This window comes from Anaerobutyricum hallii DSM 3353 (genome assembly GCF_000173975.1).
In the GTDB taxonomy this organism is placed as follows: Bacteria; Bacillota; Clostridia; order Lachnospirales; family Lachnospiraceae; genus Anaerobutyricum; species Anaerobutyricum hallii.
Genome location: NZ_ACEP01000053.1, coordinates 15,640 through 33,984, shown reverse-complemented (window position 1 = coordinate 33,984; position 18,345 = coordinate 15,640). Strand labels below are relative to the sequence as shown.

Annotated in this window: 11 protein-coding genes; 2 read left to right on the top strand and 9 right to left on the bottom strand. The window is 39.1% G+C overall.

The annotated features are described in order from the left end of the window. Window positions 1-31 precede the first annotated feature (31 nt). A complete protein-coding gene (locus EUBHAL_RS04580) occupies window positions 32-3,532 on the bottom strand; it encodes a DUF5717 family protein (protein ID WP_135960901.1) in 3,501 nt (1,166 codons plus the stop codon). A gap of 280 nt (window positions 3,533-3,812) precedes the next feature. On the opposite strand from EUBHAL_RS04580, the gene EUBHAL_RS04575 reads away from it, so the two are divergent. Then, window positions 3,813-5,243 carry a sodium:proton antiporter gene (locus EUBHAL_RS04575; RefSeq protein WP_005345453.1) on the top strand — a complete coding sequence of 477 codons (1,431 nt, stop codon included), beginning with the start codon at window positions 3,813-3,815 and terminating at the stop codon, window positions 5,241-5,243. A gap of 679 nt (window positions 5,244-5,922) precedes the next feature. On the opposite strand, the gene EUBHAL_RS04570 is transcribed toward EUBHAL_RS04575, so the two are convergent. Genes EUBHAL_RS04570 through EUBHAL_RS04555 form a run of 4 tightly spaced genes read right to left on the bottom strand, consistent with a single transcriptional unit; the run spans window position 5,923 to window position 11,109 of the window. After that, window positions 5,923-6,561 (bottom strand): HD domain-containing protein, encoded by a 639-nt coding sequence (locus EUBHAL_RS04570; protein WP_005345450.1) that lies wholly within the window; start codon window positions 6,559-6,561, stop codon window positions 5,923-5,925. A gap of 50 nt (window positions 6,562-6,611) precedes the next feature. Beyond that, window positions 6,612-8,630, bottom strand: coding sequence for a S8 family serine peptidase (locus EUBHAL_RS04565; protein WP_005345449.1), 2,019 nt, complete (start codon window positions 8,628-8,630; stop codon window positions 6,612-6,614). Between the two features lie 20 nt (window positions 8,631-8,650). Further along, complete coding sequence (locus EUBHAL_RS04560; RefSeq protein ID WP_005345448.1) at window positions 8,651-9,640, bottom strand: tRNA dihydrouridine synthase; 990 nt, start codon at window positions 9,638-9,640, stop codon at window positions 8,651-8,653. After that, the gene (locus tag EUBHAL_RS04555) at window positions 9,640-11,109 is read right to left on the bottom strand and encodes an aminoacyl-histidine dipeptidase (protein ID WP_044921995.1); all 1,470 of its coding nucleotides are present in this window, start codon (window positions 11,107-11,109) and stop codon (window positions 9,640-9,642) included. Before EUBHAL_RS04555 ends, EUBHAL_RS04560 begins: the two co-directional genes overlap by 1 nt. 832 nt (window positions 11,110-11,941) lie before the next feature. On the opposite strand from EUBHAL_RS04555, the gene tsaA reads away from it, so the two are divergent. After that, entirely contained in the window at window positions 11,942-12,658 is a 717-nt protein-coding gene (gene tsaA, locus EUBHAL_RS04550) for a tRNA (N6-threonylcarbamoyladenosine(37)-N6)-methyltransferase TrmO (RefSeq protein ID WP_005345446.1), read from the top strand. On the opposite strand, the gene EUBHAL_RS04545 is transcribed toward tsaA, so the two are convergent. The 4 genes from EUBHAL_RS04545 to EUBHAL_RS04530 all read right to left on the bottom strand — a co-directional run bounded on the left by EUBHAL_RS04545 (window position 12,633) and on the right by EUBHAL_RS04530 (window position 18,184). Continuing rightward, window positions 12,633-13,100, bottom strand: coding sequence for a GtrA family protein (locus EUBHAL_RS04545; protein ID WP_022170169.1), 468 nt, complete (start codon window positions 13,098-13,100; stop codon window positions 12,633-12,635). The genes tsaA and EUBHAL_RS04545 overlap by 26 nt on opposite strands. Before the next feature lie 344 nt (window positions 13,101-13,444). Then, on the bottom strand, window positions 13,445-15,328 hold the full coding sequence (locus EUBHAL_RS04540) for a C69 family dipeptidase (RefSeq protein WP_005345433.1): 1,884 nt from the start codon (window positions 15,326-15,328) through the stop codon (window positions 13,445-13,447). Window positions 15,329-15,787: 459 nt separating this feature from the next. Further along, window positions 15,788-17,158 carry a hypothetical protein gene (locus tag EUBHAL_RS04535; protein ID WP_005345432.1) on the bottom strand — a complete coding sequence of 457 codons (1,371 nt, stop codon included), beginning with the start codon at window positions 17,156-17,158 and terminating at the stop codon, window positions 15,788-15,790. A gap of 129 nt (window positions 17,159-17,287) precedes the next feature. After that, window positions 17,288-18,184: an N-acetylmuramoyl-L-alanine amidase family protein gene (locus EUBHAL_RS04530; protein ID WP_044921993.1), complete on the bottom strand. Its 897-nt coding sequence runs from the start codon at window positions 18,182-18,184 to the stop codon at window positions 17,288-17,290. Window positions 18,185-18,345: the final 161 nt, after the last annotated feature.

Sequence of the window (18,345 nt, the reverse complement as noted above, 5' to 3'; positions counted from 1 at the left end):
CTCATTCTGCTTTTTTAACTTATCTTTCTATTTACAGAAGCTTCATATACTGGTCTGCAAAAAAAGTTTTTAAAAGACAATCCTTTACCTCCGGCAAAGAAGACTCCTCAGAATCTAAATGATTCAATGTGAAGAAACGACTCTCTTCTCCGTCTCCATATTCAAAAGTTTCAAACTCTAAACCAGCCCCCTCATCTACCGGACTTCCATCCGATTCAAGACGGTATTTTACATGATCTTTCTGGAAGAAGTTCATGTGACACACATACATTCCCGGAAGTACTTCTTCTAAATGTAATTCTCTGAGAGAATATTCTTCTCCATCAATCTGGTAGCGGAGTATCACATTACTTCCCGCTCTTCCATGATAAGTAAGGAATGTCATCTCCTGATAATGAATCGGGAACGTAATCCACTGACTATATGCCTGATAAACTGGCAGATAAAATTCTTCCTGCAAAAATCCATTAATAATATAAACTGCCGTATCTTTTATCGTATCATACCAGTCTTCTCTTCCTGCAAAATAATACAGAAAATGAATTCTTGAATGTCTGTTTTCCATTCTGCCATTTACAATTTCCTGACCAATCGCCATGTGCATAAAATCATTCAGTTCCATTGAACTTTCCAGTTCTTTCATGGAAGCATATTCAAGATAACGGTCAATCAGTTCGTCACCCTCATCGGTTGCATAAAATGATTCAAAGACAGGAAATACGCCCTCTGTATCATTGCCAGTAAACATTACCTGCTCAAGTATTCTTCGTTCAAAGGCTGCTGTTTCAAGCCCAAATCGCTTGCTTCTTTCCCAGATTTCCAACAGAGCTGCTGTCTCTCCCTTAAAATGCTTCATCAGATAGGTAAGCGTATCTTTATTGCATTTTTTACGGATAAATGCCGCATAAGCCAAAGAAAGGGTTGCTTCATCATCTTTTCCCTGATAGCACTGTGCTCCAAATGATGCCAGACGCAAAATCTTTGCCGCACCCATAATATCGCATCCATAAAGCTCGATTCCAAAGAAAGCATCTTCCATCATTCCTACTTCCATATAGTAATCCATCAATGTCTTTCTGAATTCTGTAGAAATATTCGAATAGTCAATCTTGCCAAGCCATCTTGCCAGGTTCCGCTTATCCTGATGATTCTCATAATAGACAAGCATCTTTTCTACGGCTTCCACCTGCATCCACCGTGTAAAATCATCATTAAATACAATTCTCTGCAATACTGGAAGAGTCTGCTCTTTTATATTCTCTTCCATTTTGCCAGATTCCATAAGAAGAATCTTTCTATTGGATAAATTCCTGCGTATCCACTCTTCCTCAAACTGCTGTGGAGATAAAAACTCCCTTAACTGATAGTTAATATCCTTCACATAACGCTGCTCATTATTATCTACAAAATAAAGTACTGCCCTGTCGTTGTAAATCTCTACCCCGCCCGTTCCGCCGGAAAGTGGATAATACTTCTCCGTTCCAAGCTCTGGACAGGAAACATACACCCCAATAATATGTGGATTCGTGCAGATTAATTTATGGTAGAATAAAATATCACAGACAGCTTTCCAGTTATCTGGTTTCTCCAGTACTTCCTTTTGGAAACAGGTATATAAGTAAGCCAGGTGTTCATTAATTCTTCCTTTTAAAAGCTGTTCTTCTATAAACGGGAGCATCTTAGAATAGTAAGCTCCATATACTTCCTCATACTTTTCTTTATTGCGAAGCACGTTGCTATATAAATATGCCTTCTCTAAATAATCTAAACTGTTGCTGTATGTAAAATAGATCAAAACTCTCTGTGGAATAAGATCATACGTCTCAAAATCCATACTGCGGATAAAGAATTCATTCAAACCAATAATCTTTAAATTGGCCTCTACCGCAAGTCTGAAATATTCATGATATTCCTTACCTGTACGATTCCCCTTAATAAGAAGAGAACAAATCACCTGTAAAAACTGCTCATCCGGCTCTACTCCATACAGTTTCTCCGCAATATAATAAATAGACTTATTGTAGTATTTGGCCTTTAAGGCAAGACGCGCAAACTGGTAGGATAATGATAAAGAAATATATCCATACCGCACACCCCAGCGGAAAATACTTATCTCAAACTTCCCGAGTTCTTCCATATAATTCGGGTTCTCATTCAAAATATCACAGGCTTCAAAATATAAAAGACTGCTGTTATTCCCCTCTTCAAACAACTGACGGATTGTATCATATTGGAGACGCTTGTTATACACATACTCTCTATCAAGATAAATAAGCATCCACAAAGCTTCTGCCTTATATTCTGACAACTCATAAAACTCCCTTATCGTAGATACTGCTTTGCTGATTGCCTCCGGTGTTCTGTAATACATTGCCTTTAAATATAAAAAGTAATTCGCTTCTAATGGCGTAAATTCGTCTCTTTGAGAAATAGTTTCTAAGAGTTCTAACAGTTCCTTCCCCTCTTCTTTTCGCTCTTCCATTAAGAAGAAATGCATTCGGTAAAGCTTCCACTCATTATCCTCTGTATATCGTGACAATTCTTCTAATACATGCCCGGAATCTTCTGCAAAATCTTCAAATGCAATACTTCCTGTTCGGAAATACAGATAGTTATGCATTAACTGTGCTCTCTTTTTCTTAAGGTATAACTTCTTCTCCTTTTCCTTAGTCAAAGCTGTCTGCTTCGCCCACCATTCTACAGAAATCTCAATATCCTGACGAACGGTATCAATATGAATGATATCACTGCCATTTAAAAGGTTCTGCTTCTTCTCAACATTAAAAAGCAGCTTCCCATCTGTAAAATCATCACTGGAAAAACGTTCCCTTGAAATCTGAATCTGACCCTTTTCACTGTAGATACTTCCCTCAACATATCCTGGCTGTGTAAGAAGTAATTCAAGCTGTGCGCTGCTATCCTCTTCTTCTAAAACCAGCTTATCCTGTGATACATCAAGAAATGAAGTATTCTTATAACCGGCAGCGGTCAGAAATTCTTCCAGAATAAGGCTTTTAGAACGACTCTTCATCAGGCTGTGATACAGCTCCTTTTGTTCTGGCTTTCCCTGAAGAAACACTTCTTCAAAATTCGGCAGGAAAAATATATCTACTGCTTCTTTTCTATTATTCTCATAAATCTGTACAAACTCTTCCATTGTAGAGATACGTCCACCCGAACTTTCCACAAACTTATGAATTACCTTAACACAGTACGGAATATTATACTCTCCGCCGTTCGTTATTAAGACAATATCTCCCTCAAAAGTATTCCCCGCAGTAGCCAGTTTCCCTTTAAAATAAAAAGGAATCTCCTGCCGGGTTCCCTCTAACCGTTCAGCCTCTGTCTCCACCTTATCGCTGGTTGTACAGACATATCCTTCTATCGGAACTTTATTCTCACTCTCGATGAAAAAAGAGTCCTTATAAACTTTCCCTTCCTCCACCTCGATATCCAGATTCGTAACGGAAAGACTTACTATCGGCGTAGCTTCACTATTTATCTGTTTTATTGTACTAATTTCTTCTTTCACGTCCATGTCCTTCCCTTTTCCATGATATGACATATTATAGCAAACATCGTATTATTTTTAAACAGATAGAAAAGCTTTTTCTTAATTTATTTTACATAAAATTCTTGGTTTTTTTATAATTTTTTCCGCCATTTTAGACAAATCACTATCTTTGTCCTTTGACAAGGAAATGCCTTCGTCTTAGTATGAGTTTAGTTATTTTATTACGTTGGTGAATTCTGCCTTCTGACTTTCGCCTATAATAAAAAAATACAAAACCAACATACGGGAGGTTTAACAAATGAAAAAACTATTAATCGGACTGTCGGCTTTTTTGCTGTTTAGTCCTCTGCATGTATTTGCTGCTGAAAGTGGTCTTTCCGATACTGCACTCGGAAACACCCTTCCTATATGGAGTTGTATTCCTTTTGCTGGTATGCTTTTAAGTATTGCGATTTTCCCTTTGATAAAGGAAGAATGGTGGGAAAAACATAAGCCCTGGGTCGTTGCCTTCTGGTCTTTGCTGTTCCTCATTCCTTTTGCCATCGCTTTTGGAGGGCATGTCGCTTTAGAACATCTGATAGAGGTTACACTGGGCGATTATCTCACTTTTATTGTCCTTTTATTTGGTCTTTTCTGTGTTGCAGGTAATATCAGTCTTCAGGGCGATTTGGCCGGCAATCCAAAGGTTAATGTTGTACTTCTCCTTATCGGAACGTTACTTTCAAGCTGGATTGGTACAACCGGAGCAAGTATGCTGATGATTCGTCCAATTATCCGAGCAAATAAATGGCGTCAGCGTAAAGTACAGATTATGGTATTTTTCATTTTCCTCATTTCAAATATTGGTGGCTGTCTTACCCCTGTAGGTGACCCGCCACTTTTGATGGGATTTATGAACGGTGTTGACTTTTTCTGGAGTCTCCATCTTCTCCCTGTAATGATTATTAATGTCATTATTTTACTGACCTTGTTCTTCCTTATTGATACAAGGGCATATAAAAAAGACATTGCTGCCGGTTTCCGCCCGGAAATGAAAACAGAAGAAAACAGAGTAAAGCTTCATTTAGACGGAGCACACAACATTCTCTTTCTTCTTATCATCGTTGCAGGTGTTATTTTAAGCGGAGTACTTCCAACAACCTTCCCTGTTTTCAGCGAAGGACTTACTATAATGGGTGTAACTTTATCCTATGCTTCCATTATCGAAATTGCGATGATTCTTGCTTCTGCTTATCTTTCCTTTAAGACAACCAAAAAGGAAGTTCGCAGCAGCAACCATTTTACCTGGGATGCGATTCAGGAAGTTGCCATTCTTTTCATCGGTATCTTTATTACGATGATTCCGGCACTCCTTATTTTAAAAGCCCGGGGTTCCAGTCTTGGACTGACTGAACCCTGGCAGTTCTTCTGGATAACCGGAGCATTATCAAGCTTCCTTGATAACACACCGACTTACCTGGTATTCTTCACAACTGCAGCCTCCTTAGGATTTAGCTCCGGTATACAGACACTGACCAGCTTTATACCACAGACAATTCTGATGGCGATTTCCTGCGGTGCCGTATTCATGGGCGCTAATACCTATATCGGTAACGCTCCGAACTTTATGGTACGCTCCATCGCAGAGGAGAACGGTATTAAAATGCCATCTTTCTTTGGATATATGCTCTGGTCACTAAGCTGCCTGATACCAGTATTTTTGATTGATATGCTGATTTTCTTCCTGTAAATAGAGAAAATTCAGGTGTTATATCAATTGCAAAGTGTACTGCAAAAAAGAACCTTTCGATACTATAATTTTTTCAATTGCGCTAAACATTCCATTTTGCCTGATAAAACAAGTCCTGCTCGAAAACGAGCTCGCAGGACTTACAGTCAAAATTCCATAGCGCAAAAGTCAAAAATTATAGTATCGAAAGGTTCTTTTTTCATTCAGTCTTTGAATAAACTCACACCTGAATTTTCCCCCACACATTTTATTTTACGAAAATCCTATATCAAAGGCAAAGAAAATAAATTTGGCTTTATTTTCTGTCTTTGGCTCCACAAATCAGGCACATATACTTATAAAGGGAAAACTCACATATCTTTTGATTGATTTGAAGTGAAGTCTCAATCTGTATGAAAATTGTTGAATAATTCAACCAACGCAATCCCATAGAAAGCTTCCATTCAATCTATCCATAGATAACGCACCCGAAAAATTTTTCATAACTGCAACACCATAGAAAAATCCCTTTCAATCCTGCCAAAGACAGAAACCGAGAACCCCAATAGCATCCTATCTGTGGCCTGGGAGCAAAGGCTGGATGCGAGCGTGTAAGCGAACATTCAGCCTGCAGCGACGAAAGTCACAGATAGGATGCTATTGGGGTTCTCGGTTTCGTCTCCTTGTCCATTGAACAGAATTATTCATCCCCCCTAATTGTTCCATTTTCTAAAAATGGTTTTACGAGTTTTTCCCATTCATATCTCCAAAGTGTTTCGGAGCCCTTTGGCGTATCTTCCTGTCGGCCCATAAACTGGCTTAGGCGTACTTGATGTTCTTTCCATGCCTTTCCGTCTGTGGACGCATTCAAAATAACTGGCTGAAGGTTATCCATTGTGTGGGCAAAGCGGGATTCCGGTGTGTTTTTGGCCTCAAATTCTTCCCAGATAGCTTTTAATTTTGCTCCCTGGTCTTCTGGCAGCAGGCCATAAAGTCTTTCTGCGGCTTTTTGTTCTCTTTGGGCCTGTGTCTTTTTCCCTTCTTCATCGTAAGCGTATGTGTCCCCCGCATCAATTTCTACTACATCATGGAATAACACCATAGTCATCGTTTTTAAGGTATCTATTTTTTCATTCGCGTATTCTGATAAAAGCAAGGTCATTAATGCCAGATGCCATGCGTGTTCGGCATCATTTTCTTTGCGCTTTCCATCGGATAAATATGTCTGTCTCCCGATAAACTTCTCCTTATCCATTTCGCGGATAAAGTTTATCTGCTTTTCTAAGCGCTCAGTCTGCCATTTTTCTTCTATTTCTTTTTGTTCTTTTTCCGTATTCATGGTTTGATTCTCTTTCTGTAATGTTTTCTATTTTTATTACATTTTTAATTCTAACGAATTTTTATTTTCTTCACCTTAGACCAGGCAGACCAGCTTTTTACACCGCCTTTTTTGTAGCTGTAACGAATCTGGAAATAGTATGTCTTTTTCTTTAACTTCTTTGTTGTTAAACGGCTGTTCTTTTTATTTGCCGAAACTTTTCTTGCCTTATTAAAAGACGGATTGGCTGCATATTTTACCTGATAAGTTGTTGCGTATGTCTTTTTCTTCCACAACACGGCTGCCCGTCTTCCAGAAGTATTTTTTACCCGGATATTCGTAAGCGTCTTTAATCGATATACCTTTTTTTCAGAACTGAACCTTCCGAATATTCCATTATTATAGGCCCGTACTTTATAAGTATACTTCTTTCCCTGTTTTACATTTCTATCTATGTAAGAATTAGAAGAAGCAGAGAGTACTGCTCTCCGTTTCCAGGCTCCATTATTCGTTCTTCGATACACATAATAAGATGCAGCTCCTGTAGCTTTCTTCCATGTAACCTTTATTCCACTGCCTTTATTTGATACAGAACTCAGCGTTGGCTTTAAGATTACGATATACTTTTTATTCGTAATGCCCTTTTTAAATAAATTCGTCAGAATCGGGCATCCCCTGCCATAGTACTTTTTGGCACCAAGATTCCTACAGTATAGTTCAAGTTCCCTGCAGACACCCTTCACTGATAAATTAGGCTGCATCATCTTTAAATATGCAATTGCCGCAGTAATATGCGGAGCTGCCATAGAAGTACCTGACATAGCACGCAAAGTCAAATTTCCCTTATAATCCGCACTGATAATTCCTGTTCCCGGAGCTGCAAAGTCTATTCCATTGCCTCTATTTGAATAGTTTGCTAACCGTCCGCTGGAATCAATTGCAGACACAGCAATCGTCTTACTATAATTTGCCGGATAACAATAACGGACATCTATGCCGCCTGTTTCCTGATTACCTGCCGCACAGGAAATTGGAATTCCCTTCTCATACGCCTTATCAATCGTGGAATCAAGATAATTATATAAATCTGCATTCGCATCAATAAATCCCATGCTTAAATTAATTACATCAGACTTTTTGGCAATGGCATATTGCAGCGCTGTCTTTATCGTAAGCATAGAAGACTGCCCTTTACTGTTTGCAACCCGTAATACTAAAAGACTGACATTTGCAGGAGTGGCATCAACAATAATGCCGCTTACATGTGTACCATGTCCAAAAACATCTGTTACATTTTTATTTCCATTGAAAAAGTTATAACTTTGCGAAGAAATTGTCCGGCCTTTAAACATCCTGTTTGAAGTATTAATTCCGGTATCGACAATCGCAACGGTAACTTTGCGTGTATACCCATAAGATGCCGCTTCCTTTTTGAGCTTACTCATTCCCATATAGTCATTACCCCAGGAATAGCTATCCACACCATCCACAATCTCCTGAGAAAGAGGAAGTCCCATAGCTGTCTCATCTAAAGAAACAACCTTATCTAAATAACATTGTGACGGTCCATAGGTCTGCTTTAATGCCTCAAAGGCAGACTCTGTATCTTCTTCTGCATCATACTGCAAAATAGTCTCGCCATCCGCTTTATTTACATAAACATGGCTTGCGCCATATGTATCTTCTACATTATCATTCTCTACAATAATTCTCTTTGTCTGATACGGTGCTGTCACTTCCAGATCACCGTCATCATTCTTCTCTACTTCATAAATTCCATCCTGCCTGTCAAGATAGCTGTCCATAGAATTCTCGGTTTTCGTTATCTCCTTTGCCTTAGAGACACTGACGTTAAATTCATCTGAGACACTCTCCTGCTCTCCGTCCTTTTCCATCGAATCAGAACCTGGCGAAATAATCATCTTTTCAAAATAATCGCTTTCCCATGTATCGGATACCAGACTGGATATCTGCTTGTAATTTGTAACATCACTTGCTGTGCCTGATATTTCTGCTGCATTACTTACAGGAAAAGAAAAACTTATGCAAAGTATACAAATCATTAACACAGCGGTTGTTTTTTTCCACATATCATTCACCTCCGGGGATATTAAACTATCCCCATTTCTCTAAAAAGTGTATCTACTATTCTCTGATATTCCTCAACTGTTTTTGCCTTCTTTATCTTTTTCCCATATTTCTCACTTTCAGGGAAAAATGTAATCATATAAGACCATACTTCTTTTAACTTAAACAGGACATTCCTTCCGCCGGACATGATATGTTCATATCCATAACACAATTCATCAAGAAATGCTTTCCAGCGCACATAATCAAGTCCCTGCCTGTTTTCAACACTGGTACTATCTCCATGTGCTTCCCTTCCACAAAATACTTCCGTAAGCTGTGGATTTGCAATCATTCCGCGTCCAAGCATAACTGCTTTAATGTCTGGGAATTTTGCGGTCAAGTTCTCAATATCCTGTACGGTAAATAAATCGCCATTATAACATACTGGATGTTTGCTTATAGCAAGGCACTGAGCAAATGCTTCCTGATTGACCGGCCTTTTGTAGTAATCTTCTCTGACCCTTGCATGAACGATTACCTCCGAGATCGGGAATGCATTATAAATGTTCATCAAATCTATAACCTCATCTGGATTCTCCACACCCAGTCTCGTCTTAACGGATACTTCTATATTTACCTGAGAGAACACTTCATCAAAAAAGTACTTCATTCCCTCTAAATCTGCAAGAAATCCACTTCCTTTTTTCTTAGAAACTACTGTCCCGGATGGACAGCCAAGATTGAGATTAACCTCTTTATATCCAAGCTCTTCCATCATCCCTGCTACCTTGATAAAATCTGCGGCCTTATTGGTAAGAATCTGTGGTACAACAGGAATATTTTTATTATGTTCCGGCGCAATATCGTTCTTCTCTCTTGTATTTAACCCTTTTTTCGGCTTTGGTGTAACAAACGGTGTAAAATATTTATCAACCCCCTGAAAAATATGCTGATGAGCATTTCTGTAAATATAGCCGGTAATTCCTTCAAGAGGTGCAGCGTAACACTGCACCTTATGTTGCTTTTCCACTATTTAAGCCTCTTTAATACTTCTACTGTATATTCGTAAATTCTCTTAGTACTGGAAATGGAAAGACGTTCCTGCGGAGTATGGATATCAAAAATATCTGGTCCGTAAGACACACAGTCAAGACCAGGCATCTTCTCAGAGAATAATCCACACTCAACACCTGCATGAATCACTTCCATTACAGGCTCTTTTTTGTACATTTCGCGGTAAGTATCTCCCATAAGAATGCGAAGTTTAGAATCTTCTACATACTCCCATGCAGGATAATCACTGGAACGATTTACCTTACCTCCAAGACTCTCTGTCAGGCACACCAGTCTTTCATAAAGTTCTTCCTTCTCACTTGCCACACTGCTTCGTACAGAGAAAGTAAGAGAAATCTCATCTTCCTTTGTTGCTAAAATACCTGGATTTAAAGAAGTCTGCACAAGTCCTTCCATGTCCTGGCTCATCTTCTGAACACCCCATGGGAATGTACGCAGCGCTGCGATCACTGCATTACCACAAGCTTCTGTCAGCGGCATCTTACCTGCCGCGCTTGCTTCATCTTCTTTAGAAACTTCTAAGAAACCTTCAATAGACATATTAGCATCTGTCTTATGATATTCCTTTGTAATAATCTCCTGCTGCTCTTTTATGATATCCATAAAAATCTCTTCTTCTCCTGGAGCGAGCATAAGAATTGCTCTGGAACTTCTTGTAATCGCATTATCCTTTAATCCGCCATCCACACAGATTACGTTAAAAGCAACCTTTTTCTTTAAGGCATATAATACTCTTCCAAGAATTACATTCGCATTCGCTCCCTGTTTCTGAATCTCCACACCAGAATGCCCGCCAGTAACTCCGTTCACATGAACAGAAACAACTTTGCCGCTCCAGCGTCTTCTCTCTGCTGGAAATACACACTCTACCATCATTCCGCCAGCACAGCCTACAAGGAAGTGCCCTTCGTTCTCAGAGTCGAGATTCAGCATCAGACGTGACTTTAAAGAAGAACAGTCCATCGCTACCGCACCAAGCATACCGATTTCTTCATCTACAGTAAATACTGCCTCAATTGGCGGGTGCTCTAATGTATCATCATCAAGAATCGCAAGTGCCATTGCCACCGCAATTCCATCATCACCGCCCAAAGTAGTTCCTTTGGCATAAATATAATCACCGTCAATCGCTAAATCAAGTCCATCTTTCTCAAAATCAATTGTACAATCTTTTTCTTTTTCACAGACCATATCAAGATGTCCCTGAATGATCACCGGCTTAGAATCTTCATATCCTTTAGAGCCATTCTTTAAAATAATAATATTGTTACTGGCATCCTGATGATAAGCTAATCCTCTTTCCTTTGCAAAATTAACACAATAATCACTGATTGCCTTTGTATTCTTTGAACCATGTGGAATATTACATAACTCCTCAAAATAATAAAAAACTTTTTCTGGTACTAAATTATTCAAAACTCCCATTTTCATCCTCCTATATTTGCTGTTACAGTCCTTGTTTTCTTTCCAAAAATTGAATAAGACTGCCCCGACATACTGATTTTTATTATAACGCAAATCCTTGCTTTTCGCAATTTGTATCTTATGGTAAATTCACTTTTCTTCCTTGCCTGCGGCTCCCCAAAATGATATAGTACTATTTAATTCATTAAGAGACAGACGCCCGAGAAGAGAACCGATACCCTATATTTGTGACTTTAGTCGCTGCAGGTTGAATGTTCGCTTACCCGCTCGCATCCAACCTTTGCTCCGAGGCCACAAATATAGGGTATCGATTCTCTTCTCGGGCTGTCTTTGGATGGATTTTGTTTGAATTAAGATAATGGTTGTGGTATTTGAGGATAAAGACAAAAGTTATCTAACAATGTGAATTTCCTAGCTTCTGGCTGTGGCTACAATAGATGAATGAAATAGTGGGAGAGGATTTGAGGACGTAATGCCAGTTTTTCTGCTTATTCGAGAATAATCGTAAATAGCCAAATACGGAACTAAAAAATATAGAGAAAGCCTCTCTTTTTAACAATTATCACAGCAATTTATCAATAATTTCAGAGCAAGCAGAAAATTTCAGGACTCCCCCAATCCTCCACCTACTGTTTCATTCATCTACTCCAGCCACAAAACAGAAGCCAGAAAACCAAATCCTCTATATTTGTGGCCTGGGAGCAAGTGTTGGATGCGAGCGAGTGAAGCGAACATTCAACACGCCGCGACGAAAGTCACAAATATAGAGGATTTGGTTTCCTGGCTTCGTCTGTTAGTTAGTCAATGAATTAAATAGTAAGGAGTTTATTTTATGAAATGCGAAGACACATCGGTTATGCTTTCTATAAAGCCGATTGCCTATATTCATTCAGATTTTTCAGAGAAGTTCGGTATTCCCCGCCAGAGTGGTCTTGTAGATAGTTTACAGGCAAAGATTATTTTTACGGAAGAATTTCGAAATGGTGATTGTATTCGTGGAATTGAGGAATTTTCTCATTTGTGGCTTATTTGGGAATTTTCGAAAAACCAAAGAGATAAATGGACACCGACTGTCCGCCCTCCAAGACTTGGTGGCAATAAACGAAAGGGTGTATTTGCCAGCCGTGCTCCTTTTCGCCCAAATCCGCTCGGATTATCCTGTGTCCGTCTTGAAAAGGCTGTTCCAAACTCTCCAGAAGGCCCCATTCTCTATGTTTCCGGTGCAGATTTATTAGATGGAACCCCGATTTATGATATTAAGCCGTATCTTTCTTTTGCAGATGCACACCCAGATGCTCTGGGAAGTTTTTCCACAAAGGCACTGGAACACCGCCTGAATGTCCACTGCGAAGATGCTTTGCTGCACCTTATCCCAAAAGAAAAAAGACAGTCTCTTTTAGACTGCCTCTCCTTAGACCCGCGCCCTTCCTATCAGCATGACCCAGAACGAATCTACGGTATGCAATACGCAGGTTTTGATATTCATTTTTCAGTAAATGCTAACGATCTTTTTGTTACAGAAGTTATTCCTTCTCACGAAAAACAATAAGCTTACTGATAATATAATTTAGGACAACAACAACAACCTGTGCCACAACTTTTACGACGATACTGTTAAAATGAAGCTTACTAATAAAAATTAACAGTATCGCTTCTTCTACAATAAGTGTAAATAAGCGCCCTGTAAAAAAGTGAAAAGCCTCTATAAACAGTTCATGCATTCCGTGTGTCTCCACACTAAACACCCATACCTTATTTGTCACATAAGCAAATGTCACCGCCAAGATCCATGAAATAATATTTGCAATAAGTGGATCAAATCCCAGTCCCACATCACAATAGCTGTAGGAACCGATACTGATCACCGCTGTCATTCCCCCAAAAAATAAATACAGGAGCATCTCTTTATACTTCTGGTAAAACCCTTCAAAAATATTAAGTCCCGGCAATGCCATAATCTTATCAAAAATATCTTTTTCTTTCTCTTTCATTCCTTTTCTCCCACCAGTATATTCCTGATTATCCTTCTTCTTTATGTTCAATACACTTGGGGAATCATAGCACAACAAGAGGAAATGTGCAAGAATTTAATTCATTTGTGAGGTAAACAGACGCAAGAGGAAGGATACTTCCTCTTGCTGTCTTTGACTTAATTTGATAAATAACTTCATCTCCATCCAAAGCACAGCCCTCTGAAAGATAAATAGACCATATTTGTGGCCTCGGAGCAAAGGTTGAATGCGAGCGTCTAAGCGAACATTCAACCTGCAGCGACTAAAGTCACAAATATGGTCTATTTATCTTTCAGAGGGCGTCTTCCCTTGCCTGCGGCAATCTACTTTTTAATAGTCACCTTTCTGATCAAACTCCATCTTCCATATACTTTTGTCTTACCATCTAATTTGTAAGCTCTTGCTTTGATGTAGTAAGTCTTTTTCTTTTTGAGTTTCTTGATTGTTTTTGTAAGGTTCTTTGTAGAAATCTTTTTGGTTGTTTTCTTTGTGAAGTTTACATTTGTGGAGTAAACAATTTCATAACCTTTTGCTTCTGCAGTCTTTTTAAGGCTTACTTTTACTTTTTTGCCCTTTAATGCTTTTGCCCTTACCTGTACACGAGCTGGTGCGGATGGCTTAGCCGGTGTTACAGGCTTTGTGTCATCAGCTTTCTTTGCTGGTGCTGTTACCATTGATAAATCATATTCGATATCATCTGCGCTTAAGCTTGATGTCTCATATTTTGTTCCATTTGTTTTACATGTCTGGATGTCCATGTACATTGCCTTAGCAAAGTCCATAGTTTCATTGCCGATGGCAATACCAAGTTTTGTTGCATAATATTCTAAGTTCTTTTTGTCATTCTTATAAACATTAAGCATCTGTGCATTTACATTTTTCTGAAGTTCTTCCATCTTTGTCATGTAAGCTTTATAGAACTGCTTTACACCTTTACCATAGTTCTCTCTGTTTGGTCCGTCACCGTCATTTGTCTCTTCACATAAGTAACCAATGTTACGGAAGATCCAGTAAGCGGCACGAGAGTTCGGCTGCTGTGCCTCTGTTTTATAAGCCTTTGATACATCTGTTAATAATGCTCCATAGAATGGTACAAATGTTGAGTAGTCTGGGCTTGCCATAGAGAACCACTGTACGGTAGCAAGTTCTGTTGGCATAGAAGAATTAATCTGGAAAATATGAGCTTCTGCTGTTCTTCTGCTTCCAATTCTGTAAGAAATGTTTCTTCCAAAGTTCATGCCTTCGTAACGATATCCTGCTAATTCATACATTTTCTCTACAGTAACATTCTTACAGGTAAAGAAAGGATCCTGATAATCTGCATCATAAATACCTGTGTTATCCTGACCACTTAAAAGATACTGTCCACCACGAATTCTGTCGGCGTTATGGGCTGCATAACCCTTTCCCGAATAAGAAAGTTTTACGTTGATGTCACCCTTTCCATCCTGAGCCGCTACATAAAATCCATTATTCTTAGCCAGTTTTACAAGATTAGGAGATGCTACAACATTCGCTTTATCGCTTAAGTCTACATCACCGATCACAAAACAGTTTGGAATGATTGCTGCTTTGTCAGAAGGCATCTTAATGGCACAGTAGTTATGACCAGTAAGGATTTCAAAATACCATACTTCGTTCTGGTCTGCGATGAAAAGGCCATCACCTTCACCAGCACCAACTGTATCAATAACATCTGCAAGGAGTTCTACACCTTCTCTTGCAGAAGAAGCCTGGCAAAGTACATAATCTGCAAGATTTTCTTCTGTAATTCCGCCAACTTTAGATTCATATGCATCTATATATGGATCAAACTTTCCAACCGTCTTGGCTACAGATGCAGATGTAGTAGCAGACATAGAAACACCTTTTGTATTGGTTCCAAATTCACCGAAATATCCGTCTTCTGCCCCTTCACTGTCATGGCAGATTGTGTAACGATACGTTGTCTCTACTTTAATTGGAGCCTGAAATGTTGTTGCACCAGTCTCATCTTTAAAAGTCGCATTCTTCCCAACCTTTTTCGGCTGAATAACCTTATAAACCTTATCCTTTTTTGGAGAATAGTCCTCTGTACGGCCATACATTGTTGTTCCATCTTTTGTACAATCCTTACCTACATAGTAGGATGTACATGCTTTCGCTGGCAATGCTACAAAGAGCATCATACCTACAACAGAAAGCATTGTTAACATTAGTTTCTTCATCTTTCTTTCTCCTCTGATTCAATTAAATCCCACAAAACCTTCTTAAAAATGAAAAAATCACCATGACCTTTTGCATTTTTATTCATTTTTTGCGGTCTTTTCTCTATATAATAATACTATTTGAAAGATTCGTCAATGTTTTTTGCATAATTATTAATTTTTTAATTATTTAAAGTGATAAAAATATTATTTCTGCATTTTGTAAAATAATTGACATTTAAGAGCCTATTATTAAAAAAAATAATCTGACAACTCATAATTATATAATGCACGATAAAACTTTATACTTAATCCCAAATAGCTAAATTATCTCATGATTACGCAGCGCTTGATAAAACTTATAAATGATAAAAATAATATACCAAACCTAATTTCAAAAAACAGCAGCCAGAAATTAAGTGTTTCTCTCTTTCTGACTGCTATTTTTTATTGCATATTATTCTGTTGTTTCTTTACTTTCTATTCTTCTGCAGAATCTGATGCGCTATTAGAATTATTAGTTAATGTTGTATCGGCTGTGACACTGTTTTGCTCCGCACTACTCGAATCACTGGCTGTTGTGGTGGCACTGCCTGCTGCTGTGCTGGCACTCGTGTTCGCAGCTGCATTGCCTGTACTTGTACTACTTTCATCCACGGCGCGCTCTAAAGTAAACTCTGATACAGATTCTCCATCTGCCATTGCAGCTTTGATTGTATCGTCCTTTATCTTCTTGCTTGTGTAAGTATATATTCCATCTGCATCTTTCTTAAATCCGGCGGCCTTTAATTCTTTTTCTGTACTGTCAAAACCCAGGCTGCCTGGAAGTGTGATCTGTCCGTCAAACATTTCCTTACTAAAAGAAAGCTTTGTGACAATACAGTCACTTACTTTCTGGTTCTTATCGCTTAAATTACGGATAATAACACCGATTTTCCTGCCATCTTTATTCGTAAGAAATGCATCCTTTTCAAGTTTACCGCCTGGTACGAGGGTGGCATTTTCATTTCTAAGTGCTTCTAACTTCCATCCGTCTTTTGTAAAGTCAGATACTTTAGCGAGTAGTTTATATTCTTTATCACCGACACCAACAGAAGCAAACATCTTATCTGTATTCTCTACAACACCGTCCTCATTCTTTGTCTGTAATGCCTGTTCTTCCGAAGCCTGTTCTGCCTGCTTCTTCTCTTTTTTAAGAGTGCTGATTTCTGTCTTTAACTTCTGGTTCTGCTTTTGCAAAGACTGGGTCTGATAACCAAGTCCTGCAATAATAAGAACGAGAAGAACTCCAACTCCGCCGACAAGCATCTTACTGATTCCGCTGCTTTTATCGGATTTATTTCCATTGTCCTTTATCAATTCTGCTGCATTCTCCACTTCTGATGCCATTGATTCCTTCTCCCTTGTCGTATCGGACATCGATTCATCCGTACTTTCTGATACAAACCTTTCTTCTGATTCTATTGATTCTCTTGCTTCTCCCTTTTCAAATTTTCCCTTCTTATTCTGGTGTCTCTTTCTTCTCTTTCTTGGAACAGAGTCCACTTCTGGATCTACTACTTCCTCTCCAGCTTCCTTTATCAGCTGATCAACCTGCTCTTCCCGGCTTAACTTTCTTTCAAAACCGTTCTCTGCATCTGAAAATGTCTCTGTACCGGCATCACTCACCTGTGACTCATACTTCGCTGACCCGACATTGCCGCTGCCGCTTTCCGCTTCGGAAAAACTGTTATCCTTTTCCTGCTGGTCTTGCTGCTCCTGTTCCTGCATATATACCTGCGTATCATCCAGTTCTTTTTCCGATAACATAATCCAGCTCTTCATCGTTGACTTTATCGACTTATCCTTCATTCTCTTATCCTTTCATGCATTATTTCTCTTATTTCCAGAGTGCATTAAAAAAATGCCCGATACCCTGTCCACAACAAAATCATGTGTATTTCCATGTGTATTCATACATATTAATGATGTTATCTGACTTTAGTCCTCTGTTCCACCTATATTAAAATACTGGTCAAGACCATCTGCTATTCCCTGGACAATCTCATCCTGATAATCATCGCTATTAAGCTTCTCATCTTCTTCCGGATTCGACATATAACCCATCTCTATAATCGTAGTAGGCACCTTTGCCCAGTTAATGCCGCTCATCGTATCCGTCTCCCAGACACGTTCCCTGTTTGCTCCTGTTGCCTCAACCATAGAATCTAATATCTTCTCCGATAAGGCATAACTTTTTTCATGCAGCTCGCCATTATATGGATTCTCTGCTGTCTGGCAGATCGTCATCATCCCTGCATCTGTGCTGTTATCTGAACCATTCGCATGAATCCTTAAAAATGCATCTGCATTATTATCATTCGCAACTTTAGCCCGTTCAGAATTTGAAATATCAACATCATTCTTATCTCGAATCATAATCACCTGATATCCGCGGTCTTCCAGCTCTGCCTGCAGCTTGACAGCAACTTCAAGGTTCAGCTCATATTCTTCTACTCCTGTAGATACCCCCGTTGTCCCTGAAGCTACCTTCGGCTTCGTCTCAGAAGCCCCCGGTCCCACCGGTTCTTCTTCATAATTTCCATGAGCCTGATGTCCAGCATCAATCACAATAACATAATCAGCTCTATGGCTTGCATCTGAGTCAAGTTCCGACTCAGTTGCTGACTCCTGCGCTGTGCTCTCCTTCACCTGCACACCTTCCGTTGCAGATTCGGCTGCCCCTTTCGTTGATTCCTCTGAAGCATTAACTGCTCCATCTGTCTTCTGTCCACTCCCCTGTTTTACCGTCTTATCTGCCTCTGCATGGCTATTTCCGCAGCCAGCCAGAGCAAAAATAAGCACCACACAAAGAAAAATCGTCTTAAAAACCTTCATCTTTTCACTTCCTAACTTAAATAATGAGAACATGCATTCTTATCTCATTATACCAAGCTATTCATTTTTTCGCCACTCATTTATAAGAGAAAATTCATAATTACAACAATAATTTCTCTACTGTCATTTTCCTGTTGTCCTGCTATAATTTATCTCTTACT